Annotated in this window: 23 protein-coding genes; 7 read left to right on the forward strand and 16 right to left on the reverse strand. The window is 70.8% G+C overall.

Going from position 1 to position 26,986, the window contains the following annotated elements; genetic code table 11:
• Nucleotides 1-205 precede the first annotated feature (205 nt).
• From AAW13_RS05420 to AAW13_RS05465, 10 genes are all read right to left on the reverse strand, one after another.
• Nucleotides 206-1,033, reverse strand: a complete 828-nt coding sequence (locus AAW13_RS05420) for a Pro-rich N-terminal domain-containing protein (RefSeq protein WP_071659438.1) — start codon at nt 1,031-1,033, stop codon at nt 206-208.
• Between the two features lie 142 nt (nt 1,034-1,175).
• Nucleotides 1,176-2,267 (reverse strand): 3-dehydroquinate synthase, encoded by a 1,092-nt coding sequence (gene aroB / locus AAW13_RS05425; protein ID WP_046726577.1) that lies wholly within the window; start codon nt 2,265-2,267, stop codon nt 1,176-1,178.
• Entirely contained in the window at nt 2,264-2,767 is a 504-nt protein-coding gene (locus AAW13_RS05430; protein WP_107483247.1) for a shikimate kinase, read from the reverse strand. Before AAW13_RS05430 ends, aroB begins: the two co-directional genes overlap by 4 nt.
• Nucleotides 2,768-2,778: 11 nt before the next feature.
• Nucleotides 2,779-3,963: a chorismate synthase gene (gene aroC / locus AAW13_RS05435; protein ID WP_046726579.1), complete on the reverse strand. Its 1,185-nt coding sequence runs from the start codon at nt 3,961-3,963 to the stop codon at nt 2,779-2,781.
• 163 nt (nt 3,964-4,126) lie between these two features.
• Nucleotides 4,127-4,966, reverse strand: a complete 840-nt coding sequence (locus AAW13_RS05440; RefSeq protein WP_046726580.1) for a shikimate dehydrogenase — start codon at nt 4,964-4,966, stop codon at nt 4,127-4,129.
• Nucleotides 4,947-6,677, reverse strand: a complete 1,731-nt coding sequence (mltG, locus tag AAW13_RS05445; RefSeq protein WP_071659439.1) for an endolytic transglycosylase MltG — start codon at nt 6,675-6,677, stop codon at nt 4,947-4,949. Before mltG ends, AAW13_RS05440 begins: the two co-directional genes overlap by 20 nt.
• 122 nt (nt 6,678-6,799) lie before the next feature.
• Entirely contained in the window at nt 6,800-7,264 is a 465-nt protein-coding gene (ruvX, locus tag AAW13_RS05450) for a Holliday junction resolvase RuvX (protein WP_046726582.1), read from the reverse strand.
• Between the two features lie 14 nt (nt 7,265-7,278).
• On the reverse strand, nt 7,279-9,951 hold the full coding sequence (gene alaS, locus AAW13_RS05455) for an alanine--tRNA ligase (protein ID WP_046726583.1): 2,673 nt from the start codon (nt 9,949-9,951) through the stop codon (nt 7,279-7,281).
• A complete protein-coding gene (locus AAW13_RS05460; RefSeq protein WP_046726584.1) occupies nt 9,951-10,325 on the reverse strand; it encodes a hypothetical protein in 375 nt (124 codons plus the stop codon). The genes alaS and AAW13_RS05460 overlap by 1 nt, the downstream gene beginning before the upstream one ends.
• A gap of 12 nt (nt 10,326-10,337) precedes the next feature.
• Nucleotides 10,338-10,778, reverse strand: coding sequence for a DUF948 domain-containing protein (locus tag AAW13_RS05465; protein ID WP_107483241.1), 441 nt, complete (start codon nt 10,776-10,778; stop codon nt 10,338-10,340).
• Between the two features lie 151 nt (nt 10,779-10,929).
• Here AAW13_RS05465 and AAW13_RS05470 point away from each other — a divergent pair, with 151 nt between their 5' ends.
• The gene (locus tag AAW13_RS05470; RefSeq protein ID WP_206306156.1) at nt 10,930-13,095 is read left to right on the forward strand and encodes an ATP-binding protein; all 2,166 of its coding nucleotides are present in this window, start codon (nt 10,930-10,932) and stop codon (nt 13,093-13,095) included.
• Nucleotides 13,096-13,122: 27 nt separating this feature from the next.
• Here AAW13_RS05470 and rpsD read toward each other — a convergent pair whose 3' ends face one another.
• The 3 genes from rpsD to AAW13_RS05485 form a co-directional block, all read right to left on the reverse strand.
• Nucleotides 13,123-13,737 (reverse strand): 30S ribosomal protein S4, encoded by a 615-nt coding sequence (gene rpsD, locus AAW13_RS05475; protein WP_046726586.1) that lies wholly within the window; start codon nt 13,735-13,737, stop codon nt 13,123-13,125.
• Between the two features lie 309 nt (nt 13,738-14,046).
• Nucleotides 14,047-15,402, reverse strand: coding sequence for a replication-associated recombination protein A (locus AAW13_RS05480; RefSeq protein ID WP_046726587.1), 1,356 nt, complete (start codon nt 15,400-15,402; stop codon nt 14,047-14,049).
• A gap of 55 nt (nt 15,403-15,457) precedes the next feature.
• Complete coding sequence (locus AAW13_RS05485; protein WP_046726588.1) at nt 15,458-16,114, reverse strand: vitamin K epoxide reductase family protein; 657 nt, start codon at nt 16,112-16,114, stop codon at nt 15,458-15,460.
• 145 nt (nt 16,115-16,259) lie between these two features.
• On the opposite strand from AAW13_RS05485, the gene AAW13_RS05490 reads away from it, so the two are divergent.
• From AAW13_RS05490 to AAW13_RS05505, 4 genes are read left to right on the forward strand one after another with little or no spacing between them, the layout of a single operon-like run.
• Complete coding sequence (locus AAW13_RS05490; RefSeq protein WP_046726589.1) at nt 16,260-17,126, forward strand: ABC transporter ATP-binding protein; 867 nt, start codon at nt 16,260-16,262, stop codon at nt 17,124-17,126.
• Nucleotides 17,123-17,980 carry an ABC transporter permease gene (locus tag AAW13_RS05495; protein ID WP_046726590.1) on the forward strand — a complete coding sequence of 286 codons (858 nt, stop codon included), beginning with the start codon at nt 17,123-17,125 and terminating at the stop codon, nt 17,978-17,980. Before AAW13_RS05490 ends, AAW13_RS05495 begins: the two co-directional genes overlap by 4 nt.
• Nucleotides 17,938-19,173, forward strand: a complete 1,236-nt coding sequence (locus AAW13_RS05500; protein WP_079178716.1) for a sensor histidine kinase — start codon at nt 17,938-17,940, stop codon at nt 19,171-19,173. Before AAW13_RS05495 ends, AAW13_RS05500 begins: the two co-directional genes overlap by 43 nt.
• Nucleotides 19,170-19,793, forward strand: coding sequence for a response regulator (locus AAW13_RS05505; protein ID WP_046726591.1), 624 nt, complete (start codon nt 19,170-19,172; stop codon nt 19,791-19,793). Before AAW13_RS05500 ends, AAW13_RS05505 begins: the two co-directional genes overlap by 4 nt.
• 30 nt (nt 19,794-19,823) lie before the next feature.
• Here AAW13_RS05505 and hisS read toward each other — a convergent pair whose 3' ends face one another.
• Together hisS and AAW13_RS05515 are read right to left on the reverse strand one after the other, a co-directional pair.
• On the reverse strand, nt 19,824-21,086 hold the full coding sequence (hisS, locus tag AAW13_RS05510; RefSeq protein WP_046726592.1) for a histidine--tRNA ligase: 1,263 nt from the start codon (nt 21,084-21,086) through the stop codon (nt 19,824-19,826).
• A 13-nt stretch (nt 21,087-21,099) separates the two neighbouring features.
• Nucleotides 21,100-21,813, reverse strand: a complete 714-nt coding sequence (locus AAW13_RS05515) for an MBL fold metallo-hydrolase (RefSeq protein ID WP_046726593.1) — start codon at nt 21,811-21,813, stop codon at nt 21,100-21,102.
• A 178-nt stretch (nt 21,814-21,991) separates the two neighbouring features.
• Here AAW13_RS05515 and AAW13_RS05520 point away from each other — a divergent pair, with 178 nt between their 5' ends.
• Together AAW13_RS05520 and AAW13_RS05525 are read left to right on the forward strand one after the other, a co-directional pair.
• Entirely contained in the window at nt 21,992-22,813 is an 822-nt protein-coding gene (locus AAW13_RS05520) for a peptidylprolyl isomerase (protein ID WP_046726594.1), read from the forward strand.
• A gap of 135 nt (nt 22,814-22,948) precedes the next feature.
• Complete coding sequence (locus tag AAW13_RS05525; protein WP_046726595.1) at nt 22,949-24,178, forward strand: DUF349 domain-containing protein; 1,230 nt, start codon at nt 22,949-22,951, stop codon at nt 24,176-24,178.
• 73 nt (nt 24,179-24,251) lie between these two features.
• Here AAW13_RS05525 and AAW13_RS05530 read toward each other — a convergent pair whose 3' ends face one another.
• Nucleotides 24,252-26,816 (reverse strand): RelA/SpoT family protein, encoded by a 2,565-nt coding sequence (locus AAW13_RS05530; protein ID WP_046726596.1) that lies wholly within the window; start codon nt 26,814-26,816, stop codon nt 24,252-24,254.
• Nucleotides 26,817-26,986: the final 170 nt, after the last annotated feature.

Raw genomic sequence — 26,986 nt, forward strand, 5'->3', positions numbered from 1 at the left:
GTGGGGGCTGGTCGCGCAGTTCCCCGCGCCCTCAACCAGGTCGGTTCAGTCCCCCCGGCGTTCCGAGAAGCTGGTTCAGGCCCCCTGGCATTCCGAGAAGGTGGTTCAGGCCGCCTGGCGTTCCGAGAAGGTGGTTCAGGCCGCCTGACGTTCCGAGAAGGTCGGCTCCGGCTGCTTGGTCACCAGTTCGACTCAGGCTGCTTGGTCACCAGTTCGGAGGGCTCGCTATCGCCCTGGCCAGGACCTCGTCCAGGACGTGGGCCGTGGTGGGCACGTCCAGTTGGGAGTTGTCGATGATCGGGAGGCCCGAGCCGTACCAGCCGGCCATGCGGCCGTGGATGCGGGCCACCTCCTCGTCGGTGAGGCGGCGGTTGCCCGTGCGTTCCGCGTTGCGTTCCAGGACGACGTCGAGGCCGGGCAGGAGGACAACGGGCAGGAGCCCGGGGCCGACGTGGCGCTTCCAGCCGCCGAGCCCGACGACCGGGCGGTCCGGGAAGACCGCGTCGTCGAGGATGCACGAGATGCCGTTGGCCAGGAAGTTGCGCGCGGCGAAACCGCAGGTGCGGCGGGCCAGGCGGTACTGCGCCTCCGAGTTGTCGTTCCACCCGGACTGGGGGTCGGCGAAGCCGGCGCGGACCCACTCGCGGACGTCGTCGAGGCTGATGTGGGCGGTGGGGACCCGGCGGTGGTCCGCCCAGTACTTGGCCACGCTCGTCTTGCCCGCTCCGGCCGGGCCGATGAGGAGCACGGCCAGGGTGGTGCCCGCGGGGTCGGGCGCGGAGGTGGCGGCCGGGGGCACGGCGGGGAAGCCGACCGGGGCGCCCGGCGGCAGCGGGACATGGCCCGTGGTGTCGGGGGGCGGTGGGGTCGAGGGCAGCGGTGGGACCGAGGGCTGCGGCGGCGCGACCGGTGGCGGCGGCACGGGCGCGGGGCCCTGGGGCGCTCCCGGATGGTGTGCGGCCGGCTGCCAGCCGGTCGGTCCCTGCCCCGGCTGATGGGGCGGCGGCAGCGGAGATCCCACTGCGTGCTGCATCCGGTGCCACTCCGTCTCGTCATGTTCGGCCGCGCTCGTTACCGAACGGTACCGTCCCCGGTCGTCGATTGGTGAAACGGCCGGGGACAGCCGGAAGTGCCCGCGCCGCGAGGCGATCCGGGCGGAAGGAACGCCCGCGGACCTAACTCCCGACCTCGCCGTACGCGGCGAGCAGCACCGCCGGGTCCGGGCCCTCCAGGACCGTCGGCTTGGCCAGGCCGTCCAGCACGATGAAGCGGAGCAGGTCGCCGCGGGACTTCTTGTCGACCTTCATGGTCTCGACCAGCTTGGGCCACTGGTCGTAGCGGTAGTGCAGCGGCAGGCCCACCGACTCCAGGACCGTGCGGTGGCGGTCCGCCGTCGCGTCGTCCAGACGGCCGGCGAGGCGGCCCAGCTCGGCGGCGAAGTGCATGCCGACGGCGACCGCGGCGCCGTGCCGCCACTTGTAGCGCTCGTTCTTCTCGATGGCGTGGCCGAGCGTGTGGCCGTAGTTGAGGATCTCCCGCAGGCCCGACTCCTTGAGGTCGGAGGAGACGACCTCCGCCTTGACCCGGATGGACCGCTCGATCAGCTCGGCCGTGTGCGGGCCCGCCGGGGTGCGCGCGGCCTCCGGATCGGACTCGATGAGCTCCAGGATCGTGGGGTCGGCGATGAAGCCCGCCTTGATGACCTCGGCGAGCCCGGAGACGTAGTCGTTGACCGGGAGGGAGTCGAGGGCGGCCAGGTCGCACAGCACGCCCGCCGGCGGGTGGAAGGCGCCGACGAGGTTCTTGCCCTCGGCCGTGTTGATGCCCGTCTTGCCGCCGACCGCCGCGTCCACCATGGCCAGCACGGTGGTCGGGACGGCGATCCAGCGCACCCCGCGCAGCCAGGTCGCGGCCACGAAACCGGCCAGGTCCGTGGTGGCGCCGCCGCCCACGCCGACGATGACGTCGGAGCGGGTGAAGCCGGACTGGCCGAGCGCCTTCCAGCAGTAGGCGGCGACCTCGGCGGTCTTGGCCTCCTCGGCGTTCGGCACCTGGATGGCGACGGCCTGGTAGCCCTGCCCGGCCAGGTCGGCGCGGAGCGCGTCACCGGTCTCGGCCAACGCCTCGGGATGGACGACGGCGACCCGCTTGGCCTTCTCGCCGATCAGCCCGCCCAGTTCACCGAGCAGCTGACGGCCCACCAGGACCTCGTACGGCTCGGTGCCCGCCGTGCCGCCGACCTGGATCCGGGTGACTGCCTCGCTCATGCTTCCTTCAACTCCAGTGCGTCCAGGGCTGCTTGGGTGACCTCTTCGGGGGTACGGCCGTCGGTCGCCACGACGGCCGTGGCGATCTCCTCGTACAGGTGCCGCCGCGCCTCCATCAGCTCGCGCCACTGTTTGCGCGGGTTCAGGGCGAGCAGCGGACGGGCCGCGTTCAGGCCGGTGCGCTTGACGGCTTCCTCGACGTCCATCGAGAGGTAGACCACCCGCTGCCCGGCGAGCAGGCTCCGTGTGTCCGCGTCCAGGATCGCGCCGCCGCCGAGTGCGAGGACGCCCTCGTGCTCGGCCAGCGCGTCCCGCACGGCCCGCTTCTCGATGGCGCGGAAGGCCGGCTCGCCCTCCGCCACGAAGATGTCGGCGATGGTGCGGTCCTCGGCGGCGACGATGTCCTCGTCGGTGTCCCGGTAGCCGACGCCGAGCCGCTCGGCGAGCAGCTGCCCGACCGTGGACTTGCCCACGCCCATCGGCCCGACCAGCACCACCATCGGCGCGGTGCTCACCGGATGGCCAGGTTCTCGAGGTACGACCGCACGTTGCGGCGGGTCTCGGGGACGGAGTCGCCGCCGAACTTCTCCGCGACCGCGTCCGCGAGGACGAGCGCGACCATCGCCTCGGCGACGATGCCGGCCGCCGGGACGGCGGAGACGTCGGAGCGCTGGTGGTGCGCCTGCGCGGCCTCGCCGGTCGCCACGTCCACGGTCCCCAGGGCGCGCGGCACGGTCGCGATCGGCTTCATCGCGGCCCGCACCCGCAGCAGCTCACCGGTGGACAGGCCGCCCTCGGTACCGCCGGCCCGGCCGGAGACGCGCCGGATGCCCTCGGGCGTGCCGACGATCTCGTCATGGGCCTTGGAGCCGGGCACCCGGGCCAGCTCGAAGCCGTCCCCGATCTCGACGCCCTTGATCGCCTGGATGCCCATCAGGGCACCGGCGAGACGGGCGTCCAGCTTGCGGTCCCAGTGGACGTGCGAGCCGAGGCCGACCGGCACGCCGTACGCCAGCACCTCGACCACACCGCCCAGGGTGTCGCCGTCCTTGTGGGCCTGGTCGACCTCCGCGACCATCGCCTTCGAGGTGTCCGCGTCCAGGCAGCGCAGCGGGTCGGCGTCCAGCTTCCCGACATCGGCCGGGGTGGGGTAGGTACCCGCCGGGGCCTTCACGGAGCACAGCTCGACGACGTGCGAGACGATCTCGATGCCCGCGGTCTCCTTGAGGTACGACCGGGCGACGGCGCCGAGCGCCACGCGGGCCGCGGTCTCGCGGGCGGAGGCCCGCTCCAGGACCGGACGGGCCTCGTCGAAGCCGTACTTCTGCATGCCGGCGAGGTCGGCGTGGCCGGGGCGGGGCCGGGTCAGCGGGGCGTTGCGGGCGAGGCCGGCGAGGATCTCCGGGTCGACCGGGTCGGCCGCCATGACCTGCTCCCACTTGGGCCACTCGCTGTTGCCCACCATGATCGCGACCGGGGAGCCGAGGGTCAGGCCGTGCCGGACACCGCCGAGGAAGGTGACCTCGTCACGCTCGAACTTCATCCGGGCACCGCGGCCGTAGCCGAGCCGCCGCCGCGCCAGGTGGTCGGCGACCATCTCGGTCGTGATCGGCACGCCGGCGGGAAGGCCCTCCAGCGTCGCGACAAGTGCGGGACCGTGGGACTCCCCCGCGGTCAGCCAACGCAGCCTGCTCAACGATGCTCCTCAGTGCTCGCGCCCTGGTACTGCCCTGGGTACGCGTGTCCTCGCGTACGGCGACGGCCCGACCGGGTGCGCGGCCCCGGTCCGCCACCTCCGATCCTCCCACGTCCGGGCACCGGACCCGGCCGCCGGTCCAGCAGACGGACGCACGGACGGGTCAGCGCTCGGCGAGGGCCTTCTCCCCGGCCCGGCGCATGGCGTCCAGGGGGGCCGGGGTGCGGCCGGTCATCTGCTCGACCTGGAGCACGGCCTGGTGCACCAGGAGGTCGAGGCCGCTCACCACGGCACCGCCGAACATGGACCAGCGGGCCGCGAGTTCGGTCGGCCAGGGGTCGTAGAGCACGTCGAAGAGCGTCGTGGGCCGCTCCGGCACGGCTGCGGCGAGCGCGTCGGTGGTGCCGGCCGGCGTGGTGGCGACGACCAGCGGAGCACGCAGCGCCTCGGCCGCGTCGGCCCAGTCGGCGGTGCGGACCTCGACGTCGAGCCGCTCGCCCCACTCGCGCATCTCGGCGGCACGGGCCGCGCTGCGGACGTAGGCGACGACCTCGCCGGTGCAGATCCGGGCGAGTGCGGCCAGCGCGGAGGAGGCGGTGGCGCCGGCGCCCAGGACCGCGGCGGATTCGACCTGTTCGATGCCGTGCTCGCGGAGCGCGGCGACCATGCCTGGAATATCGGTGTTGTCGCCGAGCCTGCGCCCGTCCTCCGTGAAGACGACGGTGTTGACCGCGTCCACCGAGGCGGCCGTCTCGCTGATGCCGTCGAGCAGCGGTATGACCGCCCGCTTCAGCGGCATGGTCAGCGACAGCCCCGCCCACTCCGGCCCCAGCCCCGCGACGAAGCCGGGCAGTCCGGCCTCGTCGACCTCGAAGCGCCCGTACGACCAGTCGGCGAGCCCGAGCTCGTCGTACGCGGCCCGGTGCAGCACCGGGGAGAGGGAGTGGGCGATGGGCTTACCGAGCACGGCGGCCCGGCGGGCGTCAGTGGCCCGAGGTGGCATTGAACTTTTCCCTGAGCTTTTCGAATTCAGCGTTGGTCTTGGCGAATTCGGTGTTGTTGACGCCGTCGGTCGCCACGAAGTAGATCCAGCCTTCGTCGGTGGGATTCAGCGCCGCCTTCAGCGCGTCCTCACCGGGGTTGCCGATCGGGCCGGGCGGAAGGCCCTTCTGGGTGTACGTGTTGTACGGGTTCTGGTTGCTGTTGATCTCCGCCAGACTGATGTGGATGTTGCTCGTACCCTTCAAGTAGTTGAAGGTCGAGTCGAATTGGAGCAAACGGTTCGTCTCGGTGTTCGTCGGCTTGAGACGGTTGTAGATCACTTCCGCCATCTTGCGGAAGTCGTCGTGGGTCTTTCCTTCGGCCTGGACGAGGCTCGCGACCGTGATGACCTGCAACGGATTTTCCAGGTCGAACTTCTTGGCCTCGGCCACCAGGTCGTAGTTGGCGTATTCTTCCTTGGCCGCCGCGACCATCTGCTTCAGGATCGCGTCGGGCTTCATACCCTTGGCCGCGGGATAGGTGCCCGGATAGAGGAACCCTTCCAGCGGATCCATGATCTTGCTGTTGGTGTTCGCGTAGCTCGGCAGCCCGAGGTTCTTGTACTCGGCTCTGGCGATCTTCTTGCTGCTGCCCGCGGAAAGGCCGAGTTTCTTGTCGAGGGCCACGTAGACGGAAGCCGCGCGCTCGCCAGGGGTGACCACCACGTTGGCCTGGCTCTTCGGGTCGAGCATCAACAGCACGCAGCTGGCGGCGGACATCTCCTTCTTGAGTGTGTAGGCGCCCGCCTGGATCGTGTCGCCCTTGGAGTTCTGCGACTGCGCGTGGACGAAGGCGTCGACGCTCTTGACGACGCCGGCCTCCTTCAGCCGTCGGCCGATCTCGTAGCCGCCCGCGCCCTTGGGGATCTGGACGGTCACGGTCTCGCTGTTGCCACTGCCCGCGTAGTCCGGGGACGCGCCGAAACGATTTTGGACGAAGTGCCAGCCGAAGTAGCCGACGGTGGCCGCACCCCCGCCGAAGACCAGGCAGACCACCAGGCAGGCGAAACCGTTGCGGCGCTTCTTGGCTCCTTTGCCGCCTTTGCTGCCTTTGCCGTCCTTGCCGCGGCCACCACCGCGGCGTCCCTTCGGATCGTCGTCGTCCTCGTCGTCCTCGTCGTCGGCACCCGTGAAGAAAGGGTGCTGCTCCTCTTCCTCGGCCACGGCGTCCTGCTGCGGTGCAGGTTCGGGTTCACGCCTGCGGCCGGGCGGCTCCGGCGGCGGGTAGGCGTCCTCGGTGCCGTAGAAGTCGGGCTGCTCACCACCGTAGGCGACGGGCTGCTGGCCGTAGGGGTCGCCCGGGTCGGCGGCGTACGGCACCTCGCCGTGAGTGCCGGCCGCGTCCCAGGTGCCCTGGTGGTACTGCTGCGGAGCGTGGCCGGCGTACTGCTGGTCGTACTGCTGCTGCGCATGCCCGTCGGCGTAACGGAGTTGGCCCTGTTCGTCGTAGTACGCGTACTGCTGCTGGCCCTGGTGCTGCTCGTACCCGCCCTGCGGGTGCTGCTCCCAGTCGCCGTACTGCTGCTGCGACTGCTGCGGGTAGTGCTGCGGCTGGCCGCCGTAGGGGGACTGCTGGCCCGCGTGGGCCTGCTGTCCGCCCCATCCGCCGTCCCCGTACAACGGGTCCTCCGGATGCCACGGTTCGGAGCCTGGGCCCCGGCCATACTCAGTCATCGATCCCCTAGAGCCGCGAGGCGGCACGTCACGCGGCTGGTGGGCCGGTTGCCGTTCCGCCTCTTGCTGTGCGGTGGCTGTTCGAAAACCATCGCATCGCGCGGAACGTTACCGTATCGCGATCAGATGACCACTTCGACGCCCTCGCCGGGTGGTTTACCTGACACCCGTTCGGATTCCAGCGCCTGCTGAAGGATGATCACTGCGGCGGCCTGGTCGATGACCGAACGGCCCTTCTTCGATTTCACTCCCGAGGCCCGCAGTCCCTGACTGGCCGTCACGGTCGTCATCCGCTCGTCGACCAGCCGGACCGGCACCGGTTTGACACCCTTGGCCAACTCCTGGGCGAACGCCCTGACCTTGACCGCCGCCGGGCCCTCGCCCCCCTTGAGGGAACGCGGGAGTCCGACGACGACCTCGATCGGTTCGTACTCCTCGACCAGTTGCCGCAGCCGGCGGTGGGCCGCCGGGACGTCCCGGCCGGGAACCGTCTCGACCGGGGTGGCGAGGATCCCGTCGGGGTCGCACGAGGCGACCCCGATCCGGGCGTCCCCGACGTCGATAGCGAGTCGACGTCCTCTGCGCATCTCCGACCGTTTCCTTACTTCGCGGTCTCGGTGACGAGGCGCTCGACGGCGTCGACGGCCTCCCCGATCGCGGCCGGGTTCTGACCGCCGCCCTGGGCGACGTCCGGCTTGCCGCCACCGCCGCCGCCGAGCGTCTTGGCGGCGGTGCGGACCAGGTCACCGGCCTTGAGACCGCGGTCACGGGCGGCGTCGTTGGTGGCGATGACCGTCAGCGGCTTGCCGTTGTTGACCGTGAACAGGGCGACCACGGCGGCGCGTCCGCCCTGGATGCGGCCACGCACGTCGAGGACCAGCCGGCGCAGGTCGTCCGGGGTGGTGCCGTCCGGGACCTGCCCGGTCACCACGGCGATCCCGCGGATGTCCTTGGCGGACTCGACCAGACCGGCGGCGGCCTGGAGCACCTTCTCCGCACGGAACTTCTCGATCTCCTTCTCGGCGTCCTTCAGCTTGCCGAGCATGGCGGAGACCTTCTCCGGAAGCTCCTCCGGACGGCCCTTGATCAGCTCCTGGAGCTGGGCGACGACCGTGTGCTCACGGGCGAGGAAGTTGTAGGCGTCGACGCCGACGAGGGCCTCGATACGGCGGACACCCGAGCCGATCGAGGACTCGCCGAGCAGCTTCACCAGGCCCAGCTGGGAGGTGTTGTGCACATGGGTGCCGCCGCACAGCTCCTTGGAGAAGTCGCCGATGGTCACCACGCGGACCCGCTCGCCGTACTTCTCGCCGAACTCGGCGATGGCGCCCTGCTTCTTGGCCTCGTCGATGCCCATGATGTCGGCGCGCACGTCGAGGTCGCGGGCCAGCACCTCGTTGATCTTCTGCTCGACGTCGGTCATCACGGCGGTGGGAACCGCGGACGGCGAACCGAAGTCGAAGCGGAAGCGGCCGGGCTGGTTCTCCGAACCCGCCTGGGCGGCGGTCGGGCCGAGGGCGTCGCGCAGCGCCTGGTGAGTGAGGTGGGTGGCCGAGTGGGCACGGGCGATGGCGGTCCGGCGACGGGAGTCGATGGAGGCGTGCGCCTTGGCACCGACGGTGACCTCGCCGACCTGGACGACGCCCTTGTGGACGTACACGCCGGGCACCGGCTTCTGGGTGTCGCGGATCTCGATGACGGCACCGGTGTCGACCTTGATCCGGCCGGTGTCGCCGATCTGGCCGCCGCCCTCGGCGTAGAACGGGGTGCGGTCGAGGACGACCTCGACCTCGTCGCCCTCGATGGCGGCCGGCGAGGAGACGCCGTCGACGAGGATGCCGACGATCGTGGTCTCGCCCTCGGTGTCGGAGTAGCCGATGAAGTCGGTCGCGCCGGTGCGGTCGGCGATCTCCCGGTAGGCGCCGGCGCCGGCGTGGCCGGTCTTCTTGGCCTGGGCGTCGGCCTTGGCGCGCTCCCGCTGCTCCTTCATCAGGCGGCGGAAGCCCTCCTCGTCCACCGAGAGGCCCTGTTCGGCGGCCATCTCGAGGGTGAGGTCGATCGGGAAGCCCCAGGTGTCGTGGAGCAGGAACGCCTTGTCGCCGGCGAGGACCGTGCCACCGGAGTCCTTGGTCTCGGTGACGGCGGTGTCGAGGATGTTGGTGCCCGCCTTCAGCGTCTTGAGGAAGGCGTTCTCCTCGGCGACGGCGACCTTCTCGATCCGCTCGCGGTCGGTGACCAGCTCCGGGTACTGCTGGCCCATCATCCGGATCACGGTGTCGATCAGGTCGAGGACGACCGGACCGGTGGCGCCGAGCAGCCGCATGTTGCGGATGGCGCGGCGCATGATGCGGCGCAGGACGTAGCCGCGGCCCTCGTTGCCCGGGGTGACGCCGTCACCGATGAGCATCACCGACGTGCGCATGTGGTCGGTGACCACGCGCAGCGAGACGTCCGAGGCGTGGGCGTCGCCGTAGTGGACGCCGGTCAGCTCGGTGGCCTTCTTGATGACCGCCATCGAGGTGTCGATCTCGTACATGTTCTGCACGCCCTGGAGAATCATGGCGAGACGCTCCAGGCCGAGGCCCGTGTCGATGTTCTTGCTGGGCAGCTCGCCGAGGATCTCGAAGTTGTCCTTGCCGATGCCCTCGCCGCGCTCGTACTGCATGAAGACCAGGTTCCAGATCTCCACGTACCGCTCGTCGTTGACGGCGGGGCCGCCCTCGACGCCGAACTCGGGGCCGCGGTCGTAGTTGATCTCGGAACACGGGCCGCAGGGGCCGGGGACGCCCATGGACCAGTAGTTGTCCTTCATGCCGAGGCGCTGGATGCGCTCCTTCGGCACGCCGATGACCTCGTGCCAGAGGCGCTCGGCCTCGTCGTCGTCCTTGTAGACGGTGATCCACAGACGGTCCGGCTCCAGGCCGTAACCGCCCTTGTCCTGGGGCGTGGTGAGCAGCTCCCAGGCGTACTTGATGGCGCCTTCCTTGAAGTAGTCGCCGAAGGAGAAGTTGCCGCACATCTGGAAGAAGGTGCCGTGCCTGGTGGTCTTGCCGACCTCTTCGATGTCGGGGGTGCGCACGCACTTCTGCACGCTGGTGGCGCGCGCCCACGGCGGCTTGACCTCACCGAGGAAGTACGGCTTGAAGGGCACCATGCCGGCCGGGACGAGGAGCAGAGTCGGGTCGTCCGCGATGAGCGACGCCGAAGGGACGACGGTGTGACCGCGCTCCTCGTAGAAGCTCAGCCAGCGGCGGCGGATCTCTGCCGACTCCATCAGTGGTCCTCATTCCGGTCGTACGAGTACGTCGTGGGATCGACGTGCTTCGAAATCCTGCTGTTCTCGATGTACTTCGGGTCGTTGCGGTTGTTCTCGATGGCGGCGAGCCGCCGGGGTGCGGGCAGTCCGGGGTCCGTGTTGATGCCCAGCGCGTCCCCCAGCTCTTCCTCCCGCTGGGCCATGTTGTCGCGGACGTCGAGCGCGAAGCCGACCGCCCGGTCCTTGATCCGGTGGCCGGTCTCCAGCGCCTTGTTCGCGGCGGTGGCGGCCAGGCTCTCCGGGGTCAGCTGCTTGAGCTTGCGGTTGACCTTGGTGGTGGCCCAGACGCCGGCGGCGACACCGGTGGTGAACCAGAACGTACGGCGGAACATATGGCCTGGCTCCTACTTTCCCCGGTTCTTCCGCCGCGCGGCGGGCACCGTCCGGCCCACGATCACGGTACGCCTGGGCTCCCTCACGGGCACGTCCGCCTTACGGCCGGACAGCGCCCGCCGCACCCCGTAGCCGAAGGCCGCGACCTTGACCAGCGGGCCGCCGAAGGTGGAGGCGACCGTGGTCGACAGCGCGGAGGCGTTCGACGTGACCTCCTGGACGTCGGAGGCGATCGAGTCGACCCGGTCGATCTGGGTCTGCGCGGAGCGTACGGCCGCGGAGGCGTCGGCGAGCAGCGGGACGGCCTGGTCGGTCACGTCCGCCACGAGCTTGGTGGTCGCCTTGAGCGTCTGGGCCAGCCTCGCCAGTGCGACGGCGAGGAAGGAGACCAGGATCGCCCAGAAGACGGCCACCAGGATCCCGGCCACCTCTCCACCGGACACTGCGCGCACCCGCTCCCTGAAACGTGCCTGAACATCGAAAAGTCTGCACCGAGCCTATCGCGCCGCCGGTGCGGCTCCGTACCGGATTACCGGGCGCGGAGGGTGGAGTCGCCAGAACGGATTGTACGGAACGAACACGGTTAAGTACGCTCCGTGTCCCATGCGAGGTCCTCAGCGCCCCGGCCCCCCGGCGGACGGCAATCTGCCCCTGGAACTGACCGCCTTCGTGGGCCGCACGGCCGAACTCGGTGAACTCGCCCGGGCTCTGGCGTCCGACCGGCTGGTCACGGTGACCGGGGCCGGCGGGGTCGGCAAGTCCCGGCTCTCGGCCCGCGCGGCGGCCGGCGCGGCGCCCCGGGACGGGGTGTGGCGGGTGGAGCTGGCGCCGGTGCGCGATCCGGAGTTCGTGGCCTACGCGGTCGTGGAGGCGCTGGGCCTGACCGACCACACCGTCCGGCCGCCGCGCGAGACGCTCCTGGAGCAGCTCACCGGCCGCCGGATCCTGCTGCTCCTCGACGGGTGCGAGCACCTGGTGGAGGCGTGCGCGGAACTGGTGGCCGAGCTGCTGCGGCGGCTGCCCGACCTGGCCGTGCTGGCGGTGGGCCGGCGGCCGCTGGGGGTGGCGGGCGAGCGGCTGTTCCCGCTGGCGCCGCTCGGCGAGGACGAGGCGGTGGAGCTGTTCAGCGAGCGTGCCGAGCGGCAGGGGCTGGACGTGCGGGGCCACGCGGAGGTGCGGGAGGTGTGCCGGCGGCTGGACGGCATCCCGCTGGCGATCGAGCTCGCGGTGGGACGGCTGCGGGCGCTGTCGCCCGGGCAGCTGCTGGAGCGGCTCGACGACCGGTTCCGGCTGCTGACCGGCGGCGGGCGGGACGGTCTCCCCCGCCACCGGACGCTGCGTACCGCGATCGGGTGGAGTCATGAACTGTGCACGCCCGCCGAGCGCCTGCTGTGGGCGCGGCTGTCGGTGTTCGCGGGGACCTTCGACCTGGAGGCCGCCGAGTACGTGTGCAGCGGGGACGGGCTGTCGCCCGAGAACGTCCTGGACGTGCTGACGGAGCTGCTCACCCAGTCGGTGGTGTCCCGGGAGGAGACCCCGCGGGGCGTGCGCTACCGGATGCTCGACACCGTGCGGGCGTACGGCGCCGACTGGCTGGCGGGGGCCGGGGACGCGGGACGGCTGCGGCGCCGGCACCGGGACTGGTTCATGGGCCTGGCGACCTGGTGCGAGCTGGACTGGTTCTCGCCCCGGCAGGGCGAGGTGGCCGAGCGGGTGGAGGCCGAGCTGCCGAACCTGCGGACCGCCCTGGACCACTGCCTGACCGAGCCGGACGAGGCTCATCTGGGCCAGTGCCTGGCGGGTTCGCTCTGGTTCTACTGGGCGGGCTGCGGCCGTCTCGCGGAGGGGCGGCGCTGGCTGGAACGGAGCCTGGAGCTGGACTCGGGGTATCCGCAGTCCCGGCTGAAGGCGCTGTGGGTGCTCGGCTACGTGGCGATCCTCCAGGGAGACACGGTGCCGGCGCTGGCGGCGCTCCAGGCCTGCCGCGCGGAGGCCGAGCTGGTCGCCGATCCCATGGCGGTGGCGTACGCGGAGCACCGCACCGGCTGTCTGGCCCTGGTCACGGACGACATGGCACGCGCGGAGACGCTGCTGCGCTCTGCGCTGGCGCGCTACCAGGAGATCGGCGAGCTGAACAGCAACGTCCTGATGGGGCAGGTCGAGCTGGCGATGACCAGGGCGTTCCAGGGCGATCTGGCGGACGCGGTCCGGCTGTGCGAGCAGGTGCGCCGGGTCTGCGAGGACCACGGGGAGCGCTGGGCCCGGTCGTACGCGCTGTACGTGCTGGCGTACGCGGCCTGGCGGGACGGCGACCACCCGGGTGCCCGCGCGCTGCTCGCCGACTGCCTGTTCCACGCGCACGGTTTCCGTGACCTGCTGGGCTCGGTCCTGTCGATCGAACTGCTGGCCCTGGTGACGGCGGGGCAGGGCGATCCGGCCGAGGCGGCGGTGCTACAGGGCGCGGCCGGCCGGATGTGGCCGGCGGTGGGGCTGCCGTTGTTCGGCTCGGCCCACTACAACGCCCCGCACGAGCTGTGCGAGGAGGCGGCCCGGCGGGCCCTGGGCGACGAGCGGTACGCGGAGTGCGTACGGCAGGGGGCCGGTCTCGACCGGGAGGGGGCGGTGGCCCGGGCGCTGGAGTACTTCGGGGCGCGGCCACCGGCGGCCATGCCTGCGCCGCGCGGGCCGGTACGGCAGCGGCGGGACGGCTCCGACACGCAGAAACCCGCCGCCTCGCCCACCCGGAAGGGCGGGGAGACGGCGGGCTGACGCTGAGGTGCTACGCCGGGGCTGGGATCAGCGGGCGTAGTACTCGACGACGAGCTGCTCGTCGCAGATGACCGGAACTTCCTTGCGGTTCGGCTCGCGGTCCAGGCGGAACGCCAGGGCCTTGAGGTTCACCTGAAGGTAGCGGGGGGTCTCGCCGTCGGGGGCGAAGCCACCCTCGCGGGCGACCTGGAAGAGCGTCTTGTCCTTGGAACGGTCGCGGACCTGCACGACGTCGTCCGGACGGACCCGGAAGGACGGCTTGTCGGTCTTCTGGCCGTTGACCTGGATGTGGCCGTGGACGACCATCTGGCGGGCCTGGTAGATCGTGCGGGCGATGCCCGAACGCAGGACCAGCGCGTCGAGGCGGCGCTCCAGCTCGACGATCAGCGCCTCACCGGTCTTGCCCTGCACCTTGGAGGCACGCTCGTAGGCGCGGACCAGCTGGCGCTCGGAGATGTCGTACTGCGCGCGCAGACGCTGCTTCTCCAGCAGACGGACCTTGTAGTCCGAGTTCTGCTTGCGGCCGCGGCCGTGCTCACCCGGCGGGTAGGGGCGGGCCTCGAAGTACTTGACGGCCTTCGGGGTCAGCGCGATGCCGAGGGCACGCGACTTCTTGACCTTGGGGCGGGACTGGTTCGCCACTGTCTCTTTCTTCCTTCTGGTATTCGGCTCGTCAGGGTTGAGGGAGGTCGCAATCCGCAGCCGGGGAAACCCGCCGGAGCCCGTTGCCGGGTCTGGTGGGCAGCCGCTCCCCTGGTCTGGGCACAAACGTGCAGCACGCGAGTGGCCCACCGGCCGGTACCGTCGCCTCAAGCCGACGGATGGTGGTGGGCTGCCCGCGACACCGTTCGACGGTGCGCGACGCTCCTGGAGCCCCCTCGCGGGGGTTCCGGCCGGTTGTCCCGCTCTGACTGCGCGGGACTCGGCACTTCGGGGCAGTCTACAGGCTGCTCAGGACCGCCTGCGACCGAGGTGCTTCCTGGTCCACTCGACCGCGTCGGCGTACCGCGCCTCGGAACCGTGCCGGGTCGGGGTGTAGTACTCGCGGTCCCGGACGGTGTCCGGGGCGTACTGCTGCTCGGCGATGCCCTCGGGCAGGTCGTGCGGATACACGTACCCCTGGGCGTGCCCCAGCTTGGCGGCGCCCTTGTAGTGGCCGTCGCGCAGGTGTGGGGGCACCTGGCCGGCCAGTCCCTTGCGGACGTCCTCCAGGGCGGCGCCGATGGCGGTGGTCGCGGAGTTGGACTTGGGGGCCAGGGCGAGGGCGATGGTGGCGTGGCTGAGGGTGAGGGCGGCCTCGGGGAAGCCGATCATGGCGACGGCCTGGGCGGCGGCCACGGCTGTGGGCAGGGCGTTCGGGTCGGCGAGGCCGATGTCCTCGCTGGCCGAGATCATCAGCCGGCGGGCGATGAACCGGGGGTCCTCACCGGCCTCGATCATCCGGGCCAGGTAGTGCAGGGCCGCGTCCACGTCGGAGCCCCTGATGGACTTGATGAGGGCGCTGGCGACGTCGTAGTGCTGGTCGCCGTCACGGTCGTACTTGACCGCGGCCCGGTCGACGACCTCCTCCAGGGTCCGCAGCGCGATCTCCGCCTCGCCCTTGTCGAGGGCGGCCCCGGCGGCGGCCTCCAGGGCGGTCAGGGCCCGGCGGGCGTCGCCGCCTGCGATGCGCAGCAGGTGCTCCTCGGTGTCCGGCGGGAGGGTGACGGCTTCCTTGAGGCCGCGCTCGTCGGTGCGGGCCCGGCGCAGGAGCCCCCGGAGGTCGTCGTCGGTGAGCGGTTCGAGGGTGAGGAGCAGGGAGCGGGACAGCAGCGGGGAGATCACCGAGAAGTACGGGTTCTCGGTGGTGGCCGCGATCAGGGTGACCCAGCGGTTCTCGACCGCGGGGAGCAGGGAGTCCTGCTGGGCCTTGCTGAAGCGGTGGATCTCGTCGAGGAAGAGGACGGTCTCCTTGCCGTATCCCCCGGTGGCGCGGCGGGCGCCGTCGATGACCGCGCGGACCTCCTTGACCCCGGCGGTGATCGCGGAGAGTTCCACGAACCGCTTGTCGGTGGCCTTGGAGACGACGTACGCCAGGGTGGTCTTGCCGGTGCCGGGCGGCCCCCAGAGGATCACGGACGAGGGTCCGGCGGGGCCGCCGCTGCCCTCGCCGACCAGTCTGCGCAGCGGGGATCCCGGCTTCAGCAGGTGCTGCTGGCCCACCACCTCGTCCAGCGAGCGCGGGCGCATCCGCACCGCCAGGGGGCTGCCGGACGGCTCCTTCTCCTGGCGTTCCTCTGCGGCTGCGGTGAACAGGTCGGGTTCCACGCTGAAACCCTAAATCACGCCACTGACAATCCCCGCCGGGCCGGTGGCCGGGCCGTCAGCTGGTCCAGAAGTCCCACCAGCGGGTCAGGATCAGCATGCCGATGATCCCGATGTGCAGGACCGGCAGCACCCAGGTGAACTCGCCGAAGAAGGACCTCATCCAGTTCGGGGCCGGCAGGAAGCTCTTGCGGACGTTGAAGGAGGTCACGTACCAGAACATGGTGATCGTGGCGACCCAGGCCAGCGAGCACCACAGGCACAGCGCGTTGATCCGGTACAGGGACTGGAACTGAAGCCAGGTGCAGAAGGCGACACCGAAGAGGGTGCCGAAGTTGAAGGTGAGCCAGTACCAGCGCGGGAAGCGGGCCCTGGTCAGCAGGCTCATGCCGACGCAGATGACGATGCCGTAGCAGACCAGGCCGAGCATCGGGTTCGGGAAGCCGAAGGCGGCGGCCTGCTTGGACTGCATGACGCTGCCGCAGGAGACGACCGGGTTGAGGCTGCACCCGGGGGTGAAGGTCTTGCCCTCGACCTTGGCTTCCAGCAGCTTGAACTTGTCGATCGTGATGACCCACGCGGCCAGCAGCCCGGCGGCGCCCGTGATGACCAGCAGCAGGGCGAAGGCGAGACTGCCGCCCTCCGTACGGGGTGCCGCGGTGGTGTTCTCGGGCTCGGGTTCCGTGGAGACGTCCTTGACTGTCGTCTTGCTCATCACGCCGATTCCGTCTGTTTGAGAGTTGGAACTTCTTCGGGCAGGGGCCATTGTGCCGCACGGGACGCCCTGTCCACCGTTCGGTGGACATAAGGAAGTACGCACGGTCGTCCCGGAACGCTCGGTTCCGGCCGACGCTCGGGTCATGACAGCACACGCGAACGAACTCGCGGTGGACGTCCGGGGGCTGCGCAAGCGGTACGGCGACGTGACCGCGGTGGACGGCATCGATCTGGGCATCCGGCGCGGCGAGGTGTTCGGCCTGCTCGGACCCAACGGCGCGGGCAAGAGCACCACGGTGGAGATCCTCCAGGGCTACCGGTCCCGGGACGCGGGCGAGGTCTCGGTCCTGGGCGCCGACCCGGCGACGGGCACGCGCGCCTGGCGGTCCCGGGTGGGAATCGTCTGGCAGGACGAATCGGCGCCCGCCGAGTTGACGGTCCGCGAGACCGTACGGCATTTCGCGCACTACTACCCGCGGCCGCGCGACCCCGAGCAGGTCATCGGCCTGGTCGGCCTGGAGGCCAAGGCGGACAGCCGGATCAGGGCCCTTTCGGGCGGCCAGCGCCGCCGCCTGGACGTGGCGCTCGGTGTGATCGGCGATCCGGAGCTGCTGTTGCTGGACGAGCCGACGACCGGCTTCGACCCGGCCGCCAGGCGCCGCTTCTGGGACCTGATCCGGCTGCTCGCGGACGAGGGCACGACGATCCTCCTGACCACCCACTACCTGGAGGAGGCGGAGGCACTCGCCGACCGGCTGGCGATCGTCGCCCGCGGCCGGGTCGTCGCCGAGGGCGAGCCGGGGACGCTCCGGGACCGCCACGGCACCGGCGCCACCGTCGAGTGGACGGAACCGGACGGCTCCGCGCGCGCGGAGCACACGGAGACCCCGACGAAGACGGTCGCCGGACTCATGGGCCGCTTCGACGGCGAGATACCGGGGCTGCGGGTGAGCCGCCCCTCCCTGGAGGACGTGTACCTCCGTCTGACCGGACAGGAGGCCGCACGATGACCACGACGGCCACCGGGGCCCCCGCGCCCGCGCGGACCCGTGACGGCGCGGAACGCCTGCCGGGCGCCTGGACGACCGGACTGCGCCGGGGCGCCCTGGAGATCCGGCAGTTCTTCCGCCAGCGCGACCAGGTGGTCTTCACCTTCTCCTTCCCGGTCGTCTTCCTCTTCCTCTTCGCGTCGATCTTCCACGACGACGTCAAGGGCAGCGGGGTCACCGCCTCCCAGCTGTACGTGCCGGCCATGATGGCCTCGGGGATCATGTCGACGAGCTTCCAGTCGCTCGGCATCTCGATCGCGGTCGAACGCGACGAGAAGGCGCTGCGCCGGCTGCGCGGCACCCCGTTGCCGCCGGCCGCGTACTTCCTGGGCAAGATCTGGCTGGTTCTCTTCACGGGGATGCTGGAGACGGCGGTCCTGCTCACCGTCGGCACCACGTGCTACGACGTCTCGCTGCCCTCTTCCACGACCCGCTGGCTGGACTTCGCGTGGATCTTCGTGCTCGGGCTGGCCGGGTGCGCGTTGCTCGGCATCGCGATCAGCTCGGTACCGAAGTCGGCGAAGAGCGCCGGATCGGTGGTCGTGCTCCCTTTCCTGATCCTCCAGTTCATCTCCGGCGTCTACATCTCGATCGACACGATCCCCGGCTGGATGCTGGACGTCGGCGCCCTGTTCCCGCTGAAGTGGCTGTGCCAGGGGCTGCGCGGGGTGTTCCTGCCCGACTCGGCGAAGGTCCTGGAGCAGGCGGGCGCCTGGGAGTTCGGCCGGATCGCCCTGGTGCTGGCCGCCTGGTGCGTCGGAGGATTGGTGCTGTGTCTGCTGACCTTCCGCTGGACGAACCGACGCGACGGGTGACCCGATGGCAGGCGGCCCGTGACGAGCACGCCTGGGACCGCACCATCCGGGTCTGGGACGCGTACTTCGCGGTCGCCTGGGCGGCCACCCTGGCCTTCGTGCTCGGCGCGGAGCACGCGGGGTCGCCGGTCCGGGTGGTCGCGGCACTGCTGCTCGTACCGCTCGTGCCGTGGTACACGGCGGTCGGGCGGGCACTGATCCAGCAGGAGGAGCCGGACGAGTCGCAGGCCGTGCGCTATCTGGCCGGGGCGATGGCGTTGTTCCTGCCGTCGGCGGTGCTGGTCGGCGAGACCCGGCTGATGGCGTTCGCGCTGATTCCCCAGTGCTTCATGACCCTGCGGATGCGCAGGGCGCTGATCGCGGTCACCGTGATCAACCTGGCTCCGGTGGTGGGCTGGGCGCTGCTGTGGCGCCCGCAGCCGCCGGAGCTGTTCGCCAACTCCCTGTTCGCCGTGGTGACTCTGGTCTTCTCCGTGGTCATCGGCAGCTGGATCATCCGCATCATCGAGCAGAGCGAGGAACGGGCCGCGCTGATCGCGGAACTGGACGCGAGCCGGCACGAGGTCGCGCGGCTGTCGGCGGCGCACGGCGCGCTCGCCGAACGCGAACGCATGGCGCGCGAGATCCACGACACCCTCGCGCAGGGCTTCACCAGTCTGCTGATGCTGGTGCAGGCGGTGGAGGCGGAACTCGGCCACGATCTGCCGCAGGCCCGCCGTCACCTGGCACTGATGGACCGGACGGCCAGGCAGAACCTCGCCGAGGCCCGTGCCCTCGTGGCCGGGGGCACACCCGCGGACCTGGCCGGGGCGTCGCTGCCGGACGCGCTGCGCCGGCTGGTCGACCGGCACGGTGCGGCCACGCTGGAGGTGACCGGCCCGGTACGGCCGCTGCCGGCCGGCGCCGAGGTGGTCGCCCTGCGCTCCTGCCAGGAGGGCCTGACCAACGCGCGCAAGCACGCGGGGAGTTCCGTGCCCGTCGCCATCCGCCTCAGCTACACGGACGAGGCGCTCACCGTCGCCGTCCACGACGACGGCCGCGGCTTCGACCCGGCCGCCGCGTGCTCCGGCTACGGTCTGGCGGGGCTGCGGGCCCGGGCCGCCGAGGCGGGCGGTACGGCGACGGTCCGCAGCGCGCCGGGCGACGGTACGACGGTGACGGTACGACTGCCCCTCGGAGGTGGTCCGCCGTGATCCGGATCGTGCTCGCCGACGACCACCCCGTCGTACGGGAGGGACTGCGCGCGATGCTGAGCGCCGAGCCGGACCTGGAGGTGGTCGCCGACGCGTCCGACGGGCCGCGGGCGGAGGCGCTGGCGGCCGAACTCGACCCTGACATCGTGCTGATGGACCTGCGCATGCCGGGCGGCGGGGGCGTCGACTCGATCGGCCGCATGACCGCGGCGGGCCTGCGCTGCCGGGTCGTCGTGCTGACCACCTACGAGAACGACCGGGACATCCTGCGGGCGGTGGAGGCGGGCGCGGCGGGCTACCTGCTCAAGGACCTGCCCCGGGACGAACTGGCCGACGCCGTACGGGCCGCGGCGCGCGGGGAGACGGTGCTGGCGCCGTCGGTGGCGGCCCGCCTGGTCGACCGGCTGCGGGTCAGGCCGGAGCGCCCGCGCCTGTCCGAGCGGGAGGTGGCGGTGCTGCGGCTGGTCGCCGAGGGCTGCACGAACGCGGAGGCGGGACGGCGGCTGTTCATCGGCGAGTCGACGGTGAAGACCCATCTGCTGCGGGCGTTCGCCAAGCTCGGAGTGGACGACCGGACCGCCGCGGTCACCTGCGCGATGCGGCTGGGCCTGCTGGAGTGAGGGGGCCGCGCGCCCCCTCACTCCGGGGGCTCAGCCCAGCCGCGACTCCAGCTCGGCCACGATCTCGTTCACGCCCACCGCGGTCTGTTCCCCGGACTCCATGTCCTTGAGCTGGACCACGCCCTCGGCGAGGTCGCGTTCGCCGGCGACGACCGCGTAGCGGGCCCCGCTGCGGTTGGCGTTCTTCATGGCGCCCTTGAGGCCCTTGGCGCCGTAGGAGAAGTCCGCCGCGATGCCGACCCGGCGCAGCTCGGTGACCTTGCCGAAGAGGACCCGGCGGGCCTCCTCGCCGAGCGGTACCGCGAAGACGCTGGTCGCGGACGGGATGTCCAGCCGCACGCCCTCGGCCTCCAGGGCGAGGACCGTGCGGTCGACGCCGAGAGCCCAGCCGACGGACGGCAGCGCGGGGCCGCCGATCATCTCGGAGAGGCCGTCGTAGCGGCCGCCACCACCCACCGCGGACTGGGAGCCGAGGCCGTCGTGGACGAACTCGAAGGTGGTACGGGTGTAGTAGTCCAGGCCGCGGACCAGCTTCGGGTCGTCCTCGAAGGAGACGCCCGCGGCCGTGATCAGCTCGCGCACCTCCTCGTGGTACGCCTTGCACGCGTCGCACAGGTAGTCGCGCAGCAGGGGCGCGTCGCCCAGCTGCTTCTGGACCGACTCGCGCTTGTCGTCCAGGACGCGCAGCGGGTTGATCTCGGCGCGGCGCAGGGTGTCCTCGTCGAGGTCCAGGCCGCGCAGGAAGTCCTGGAGCGCGGCTCGGTACACCGGGCGGCACTCCTTGTCGCCCAGGCTGTTCAGCAGGATGCGGAAGTCGCTCAGGCCCAGCGAGCGGTACGCCTGGTCGGCCAGGATGATCAGCTCGGCGTCCAGGGCCGGGTCCTCCGCGCCGATCGCCTCGGCGCCGACCTGCGAGAAGTGGCGGTACCGGCCCTTCTGGGGACGCTCGTAGCGGTAGTAGGAGCCGGAGTACCAGAGCTTGACGGGGAGGTTGCCCGTCTTGTGGAGGTTGGCCTCCAGGGCCGCGCGCAGCACGGAGGCGGTGCCCTCGGGGCGCAGGGCCAGCCTGTCGCCGCCCTTCGTCTCGAAGGCGTACATCTCCTTGGTGACGATGTCGGTGGACTCGCCGACACCGCGCGCGAACAGCTCGACGTTCTCGAAGCCGGGCGTCTCGATGTAGCCGTAGCCGGAGTTGCGCAGCGGCGCGGCGATCGCCTCACGGACGGCCAGGTACTTGGCGCTGTCCGGCGGGATCAGGTCGTACGTGCCCTTGGGGGCCTGAAAGGTGCTCACGGAAGGTCTCTCGTCACATTCCTCGTCGGGGAGCGGCATCGGCGTTCGCTCCCGGGCCGGCGGCCACCTGCCGCAGATACGGATTGGTGGCGCGCTCCTGGCCGATGGTCGTCTGGGGCCCGTGGCCGGACAGCACCACGGTGGAGTCGTCGAGCGGCAGGCACACGCGGGCCAGCGAGGCGAGCATGTCGTCCATGGATCCGCCCGGCAGGTCCGTGCGTCCGATGGAGCCGGCGAAGAGCAGATCGCCCGAGAAGAAGACCGAGGGGATCTCGGCCGTCTCCGGCATCTGGAAGGTCACCGACCCCTTGGTATGGCCCGGCGCGTGCGCGACGGAGAACCCGAGTCCGGCCAGTTCCAGCCGCGCGCCGTCGGCCAGTTCGAACACGTCGTCCGGCTCCCCCACCGTCAGCTCGCCCATCAGCGGCATTCCGATGGACCGGCCGAGCGCCTTCTCCGGGTCGCTCATCATGTACCGGTCCTCGGGGTGGATCCAGGCCGGTACGTCGTGCGCTCCGCACACGGGGACGACCGAGGCCACATGATCGATGTGGCCGTGGGTGAGGACGACGGCGACGGGCTTGAGTCGATGCTTCTTCAGCGCTTCCTCGACACCTTCGGCGGCCTGGTGGCCGGGGTCGATGATCACGCACTCCTCACCGGCGGCGGGGGCGACGAGATAACAGTTCGTCCCCCAGGCCCCGGCGGGGAACCCGGCAATGAGCACGATCGTCCTTCGTTGTGTCGATTCGGGCGGCTACCAGCTGTGGTCCAGAGCCTACCGGCGCTGCCGTTTCCTCAGCGAACCCATATACGGTACGGGGCTACACGCAGTCGTCGGCTCACAAGACGCACAGCACGCACGCGTACCGGTCGGCATTCGACACGCATGAGGAGAGAACCCGGTGGTCAGCCAGGAGCAGCGGCGGCGTCAGCTCGCCCGGGAGAAGTTCTTGCGGCAGCAGCAGCGGCGTACCAGCGCACGGCGCAGGGCACGCATGCGCAACTCCGTGATCGCGTCCGTGCTCGGCGTGATTGTGATCGGCAGTGTCGCGCTGTACACGACCGGTGTGCTGAAGAACGACGACAAGGCCAACGCCAGCTCGGAGACGACGCCCAGCGCGACGCCCAGCGCCAGCAAGGCACCGGACCCGTGCGACAAGGCCGCGGCCGGCTCGGTGAAGAAGCTGAGCTGGAAGAAGGAGCCGGCGATGTCGATCGACACGTCGGCCGACTACACGATGAAGCTGGCGACCACGTGCGGTGACATCGGCATCGCGCTGAAGACGGCGGCCGCCCCGCACACGGTCAACTCGTTCGACTTCCTGGCCTCGAAGGGCTTCTTCGACCACACGAAGTGCCACCGGCTCACCACCAACGGCATCTACGTGCTCCAGTGCGGCGACCCGACGGGGACCGGCAGCGGTGGTCCCGGGTACACGATCCCGGACGAGAACCTGAAGGACAAAAGCCTGACGGGCGGTGTCTACCCGGCGGGTACGGTCGCGATGGCCAACACCGGCCAGAAGCACACCGGCGGCAGCCAGTTCTTCCTGGTCTACCAGGACAGCCAGTTGCCGGCCAGTTACACCCCGTTCGGCACGATCGACGCGGCCGGAATGAAGGTCCTGAAGAAAATCGCGGCGGCGGGTGAGAACACCGGTCAGGGTGACGGAGCGCCCAACGCGACGGTCGTGATCAACAAGGCCACGGTCACGAAATCCTGACCACCAACTGCGAAATTTCGGTCGCGCGGGATGCGGACAGGCCACCCGCCGGTCGCCTATGTTGGCCGTGACGAAACTGTGGACGATGCCCGGGGGCGCTGAGGCCCTTCGCAGGCATCATGTGGAGGAGGCGCTGTGAGCAGCGACCCGTGGGGCCGCGTCGACGAGACGGGGACCGTGTACGTGCGTACGGCCGACGGCGAGCAGGTCGTCGGTTCCTGGCAGGCCGGCTCCCCTGAGGAGGCGTTGGCCTACTTCGAGCGCAAGTACGAGGGCCTGGTTGTCGAGATCGGCCTCCTCGAAAAGCGAGTACAGACCACCGACCTGTCCGCGAAGGACGCCCAGGTGGCCATCGACCACCTGCGGGAGCAGGTGGAGGCGCACCACGCGGTCGGTGACCTGGAGGCGCTGCGCAACCGGCTCGCGGAGCTGGTGAAGACGGTGGAGTCGCGTCGTGAGGAGCGCCGCGCGCAGCGGGCCAAGCAGTCCGACGAGGCCCGGCAGGCCAAGGAGGACCTGGTCGTCGAGGCGGAGCAGCTGGCCCAGTCCGACCAGTGGCGGTCCGCCGGTGAGCGGCTGCGGGCGCTGGTGGACACCTGGAAGGGTCTGCCGCGTCTCGACCGCAAGTCCGACGACGAGCTGTGGCACCGCTTCTCGCACGCCCGCTCGGCGTTCTCCAAGCGCCGCAAGGCGCACTTCGCGCAGCTCGACGCGCAGCGCGAGGACGCCCGCAAGGCCAAGGAGAAGCTGGTCGCCGAGGCCGAGTCGCTGTCCGGTTCCTCGGACTGGGGTCCGACGGCCGCGCGCTACCGCGAGCTGATGTCGGAGTGGAAGGCCGCGGGCCGCGCGCAGCGCGAGCACGAGGACGACCTGTGGAACCGCTTCCGGGGCGCCCAGGACGTGTTCTTCGCGGCCCGTGGCTCGGCGTTCGCCGAGCGGGACGCGGAGCAGAACGAGAACCTGAAGCTGAAGGAGGAGCTGGCCGCCGAGGCCGAGAAGCTCCTTCCGATCTCCGACCTGAAGTCGGCGCGGTCCGCCTTCCGCTCGATCAACGAGCGCTGGGAGGCCATCGGCCATGTGCCGCGCGATGCCCGTCCGAAGGTCGAGGGCCGGATGCACACGGTCGACCGGGCCATCCAGGAGGCCGAGGAGGCCGAGTGGCGCCGGACCAACCCGGAGGCCCGCGCGCGGGCCGCGGGTCTGACCGGGCAGCTTCAGGCCGCCGTGGACAAGCTGGAGGCGCAGATCGAGCAGGCCCGCGCCCAGGGCAACACGTCGAAGGCGGAGAAGCTGCAACGTGAGCTGGAGGGCCGCCAGGCGCTTCTGGACCAGGCTCTGAAGGGCCTCCAGGAGTTCGGCGGCTAGTCCCCGCCCACCGACGACGAGAGGGGCCCCGTACGCGACGTACGGGGCCCCTCTCGTCGTGTCTCGCGGTCCTCTACGACCGGTTGCGTGCCGAGGTGACCCGGTAGACGTCGTAGACGCCCTCCACGCCCCGTACGGCCTTCAGGACGTGGCCCAGGTGCTTGGGGTCGCCCATCTCGAAGGTGAAGCGGGAGGTGGCCACCCGGTCGCGGGAGGTCTGCACGGCCGCGGAGAGGATGTTGACGTGCTGGTCGGACAGGACGCGGGTGACGTCCGAGAGCAGCCGGGACCGGTCCAGCGCCTCGACCTGGATGGCGACCAGGAAGACCGAGGACTGGGTGGGCGCCCACTCGACGTCGAGGATGCGCTCGGGCTCCCGGGACAGCGACTCGACGTTGACGCAGTCGCTGCGGTGCACGGACACACCGCTGCCACGCGTGACGAAGCCGATGATCGGGTCGCCGGGCACGGGTGTGCAGCAGCGGGCCAGCTTGACCCAGACGTCGTCGACGCCCTTCACGACCACACCGGGGTCCTGGTTGCTGCGCCGCTTGCGGCCGCGGGTGCGGGACGGCGGGACCGCCTCGTCGATCTCCTCGGTGGCCGCCTCCTCGCCGCCGAGCGCCTGCACCAGCTTCTGCACGACGTTCTGCGCGGCCACGTGGCCCTCGCCGATCGCCGCGTACAGCGAGGAGATGTCCGGGTAGCGCATCTCGTGCGCGAGGGTGACCAGGGAGTCACCGGTGAGGATGCGCTGGATCGGCAGGTTCTGCTTGCGCATCGCGCGGACGATGGCGTCCTTGCCCTGCTCGATCGCCTCGTCCCGGCGCTCCTTGGAGAACCAGCCCCGGATCTTGTTGCGGGCGCGCGGTGACTTGACGAAGCCGAGCCAGTCGCGGGAGGGGCCGGCGCCGGTCGCCTTGGAGGTGAAGACCTCGACCAGGTCGCCGTTGTCCAGCGTCGATTCGAGGGGGACGAGGCGGCCGTTGACCCTGGCCCCTATCGTGCGGTGGCCGACCTCGGTGTGCACCGCGTACGCGAAGTCCACCGGGGTGGCACCGGCCGGGAGCGCTATGACGTCGCCCTTGGGCGTGAAGACGAAGACCTCGTTGCGGGACAGGTCGAAGCGCAGGGACTCCAGGAACTCGCTGGGGTCCTCGGTCTCCTTCTGCCAGTCCAGCAACTGCCGCAGCCAGGCCATGTCGTTGAGGTGGTCGTCCTTGCCCTTGCCGGACGACTTCGGCACGTCGGTGCGGACCTTGGAGGCGCCGGCGACGGCCTCCTGCTTGTACTTCCAGTGCGCGGCGATGCCGTACTCGGCGCGGCGGTGCATGTCGAACGTGCGGATCTGGAGTTCGACGGGCTTGCCGTTGGGTCCGATGACCGTCGTGTGCAGCGACTGGTACATGTTGAACTTGGGCATCGCGATGTAGTCCTTGAAGCGCCCCGGAACCGGGTTCCAGCGCGCGTGGACGGTGCCCAGGGCCGCGTAGCAGTCGCGGACGGTGTCCACCAGGACGCGGATGCCCACCAGGTCGTAGATCTCCGCGAAGTCCCGGCCGCGGACGATCATCTTCTGGTAGACGCTGTAGTAGTGCTTCGGCCGGCCGGTGACGGTCGCCTTGATGCGGGCGGCGCGCAGGTCCGACTGGACCTCGTCGGTCACTATGGCCAGGTACTCGTCGCGCTTCGGCGCGCGCTCGGCGACCAGGCGGACGATCTCGTCGTACATCTTGGGGTAGAGGATCGCGAACGCGAGGTCCTCCAGCTCCCACTTGATGGTGTTCATGCCCAGCCGGTGAGCGAGCGGCGCGTAGATCTCCAGGGTCTCGCGCGCCTTCTTCTCCTGCTTCTCGCGCTTGAGGTAGCGCATGGTGCGCATGTTGTGCAGCCGGTCGGCGAGCTTGATGACCAGGACACGGGGGTCCTTGGCCATGGCGACGACCATCTTGCGCACGGTCTCGGCCTGCGCGGCCTCGCCGAACTTGACCTTGTCCAGCTTGGTGACGCCGTCGACGAGCAGCGTGACCACGTCGCCGAAGTCGCGGCGCAGGTCCTCCAGGCCGTACTCGGTGTCCTCGACGGTGTCGTGCAGCAGCCCGGCCATCAGGGTCGCCGGGTCCATGCCCAGCTCGGCGAGGATGGTGGTGACGGCGAGCGGGTGCGTGATGTAGGGGTCGCCGCTCTTGCGCTTCTGGCCGCGATGCCAGCGCTCGGCGACCTGGTAGGCGCGCTCGATCTGGCGCAGCGTGGCGTTCTCGATCTTGGGGTCGTTGCTGCGGACTATGCGCAGCAGCGGCTCCAGGACCGGGTTGTACGGGTTCGCGCGCTGGACGCCGAGGCGGGCCAGGCGGGCGCGGACGCGGTTGGAGGAGCCGGAGCGCGGGGGCGTGCCGGAGTTGGGGCGCACGACCGGGCGCTCGGAGGACGGCGATCCCCCTGCCGGGGCGGGGTCCGGGGCGGGCGACGGTTTGGGACGCGAGGTCTCGGCCGACTTCTCAGCGGGCGCGGACTGGGCATGCTCGACCGGCCCACGGGTGTCGTTCTTCGTCTGAGACACGTTCTGCGCGGGCTTCGCCGCGGGCGCCGAGGCGGGCTCGGGCTTTGCGGCGGTCAGGGGCTGGGCCTCGTCTGGCAAGAGGGCTCCTCGTGCGCGATCCGGGTCCCCCGGTCAGGTTCCGGAGACCCCATGGTAGCGATCCTGGGCCATGTCATCGCCTGCGGGCCGGATGGAGGACCGTGTACAGGAGAAACACGGGAGGCTGCCGGGGGATTCCAGCGGGGTGTCGAAAGCGTTGCGGGGTCCGC

This window comes from Streptomyces humi, assembly GCF_001005085.2.
GTDB classification, from domain to species: domain Bacteria; phylum Actinomycetota; class Actinomycetes; order Streptomycetales; family Streptomycetaceae; genus Streptomyces; species Streptomyces humi.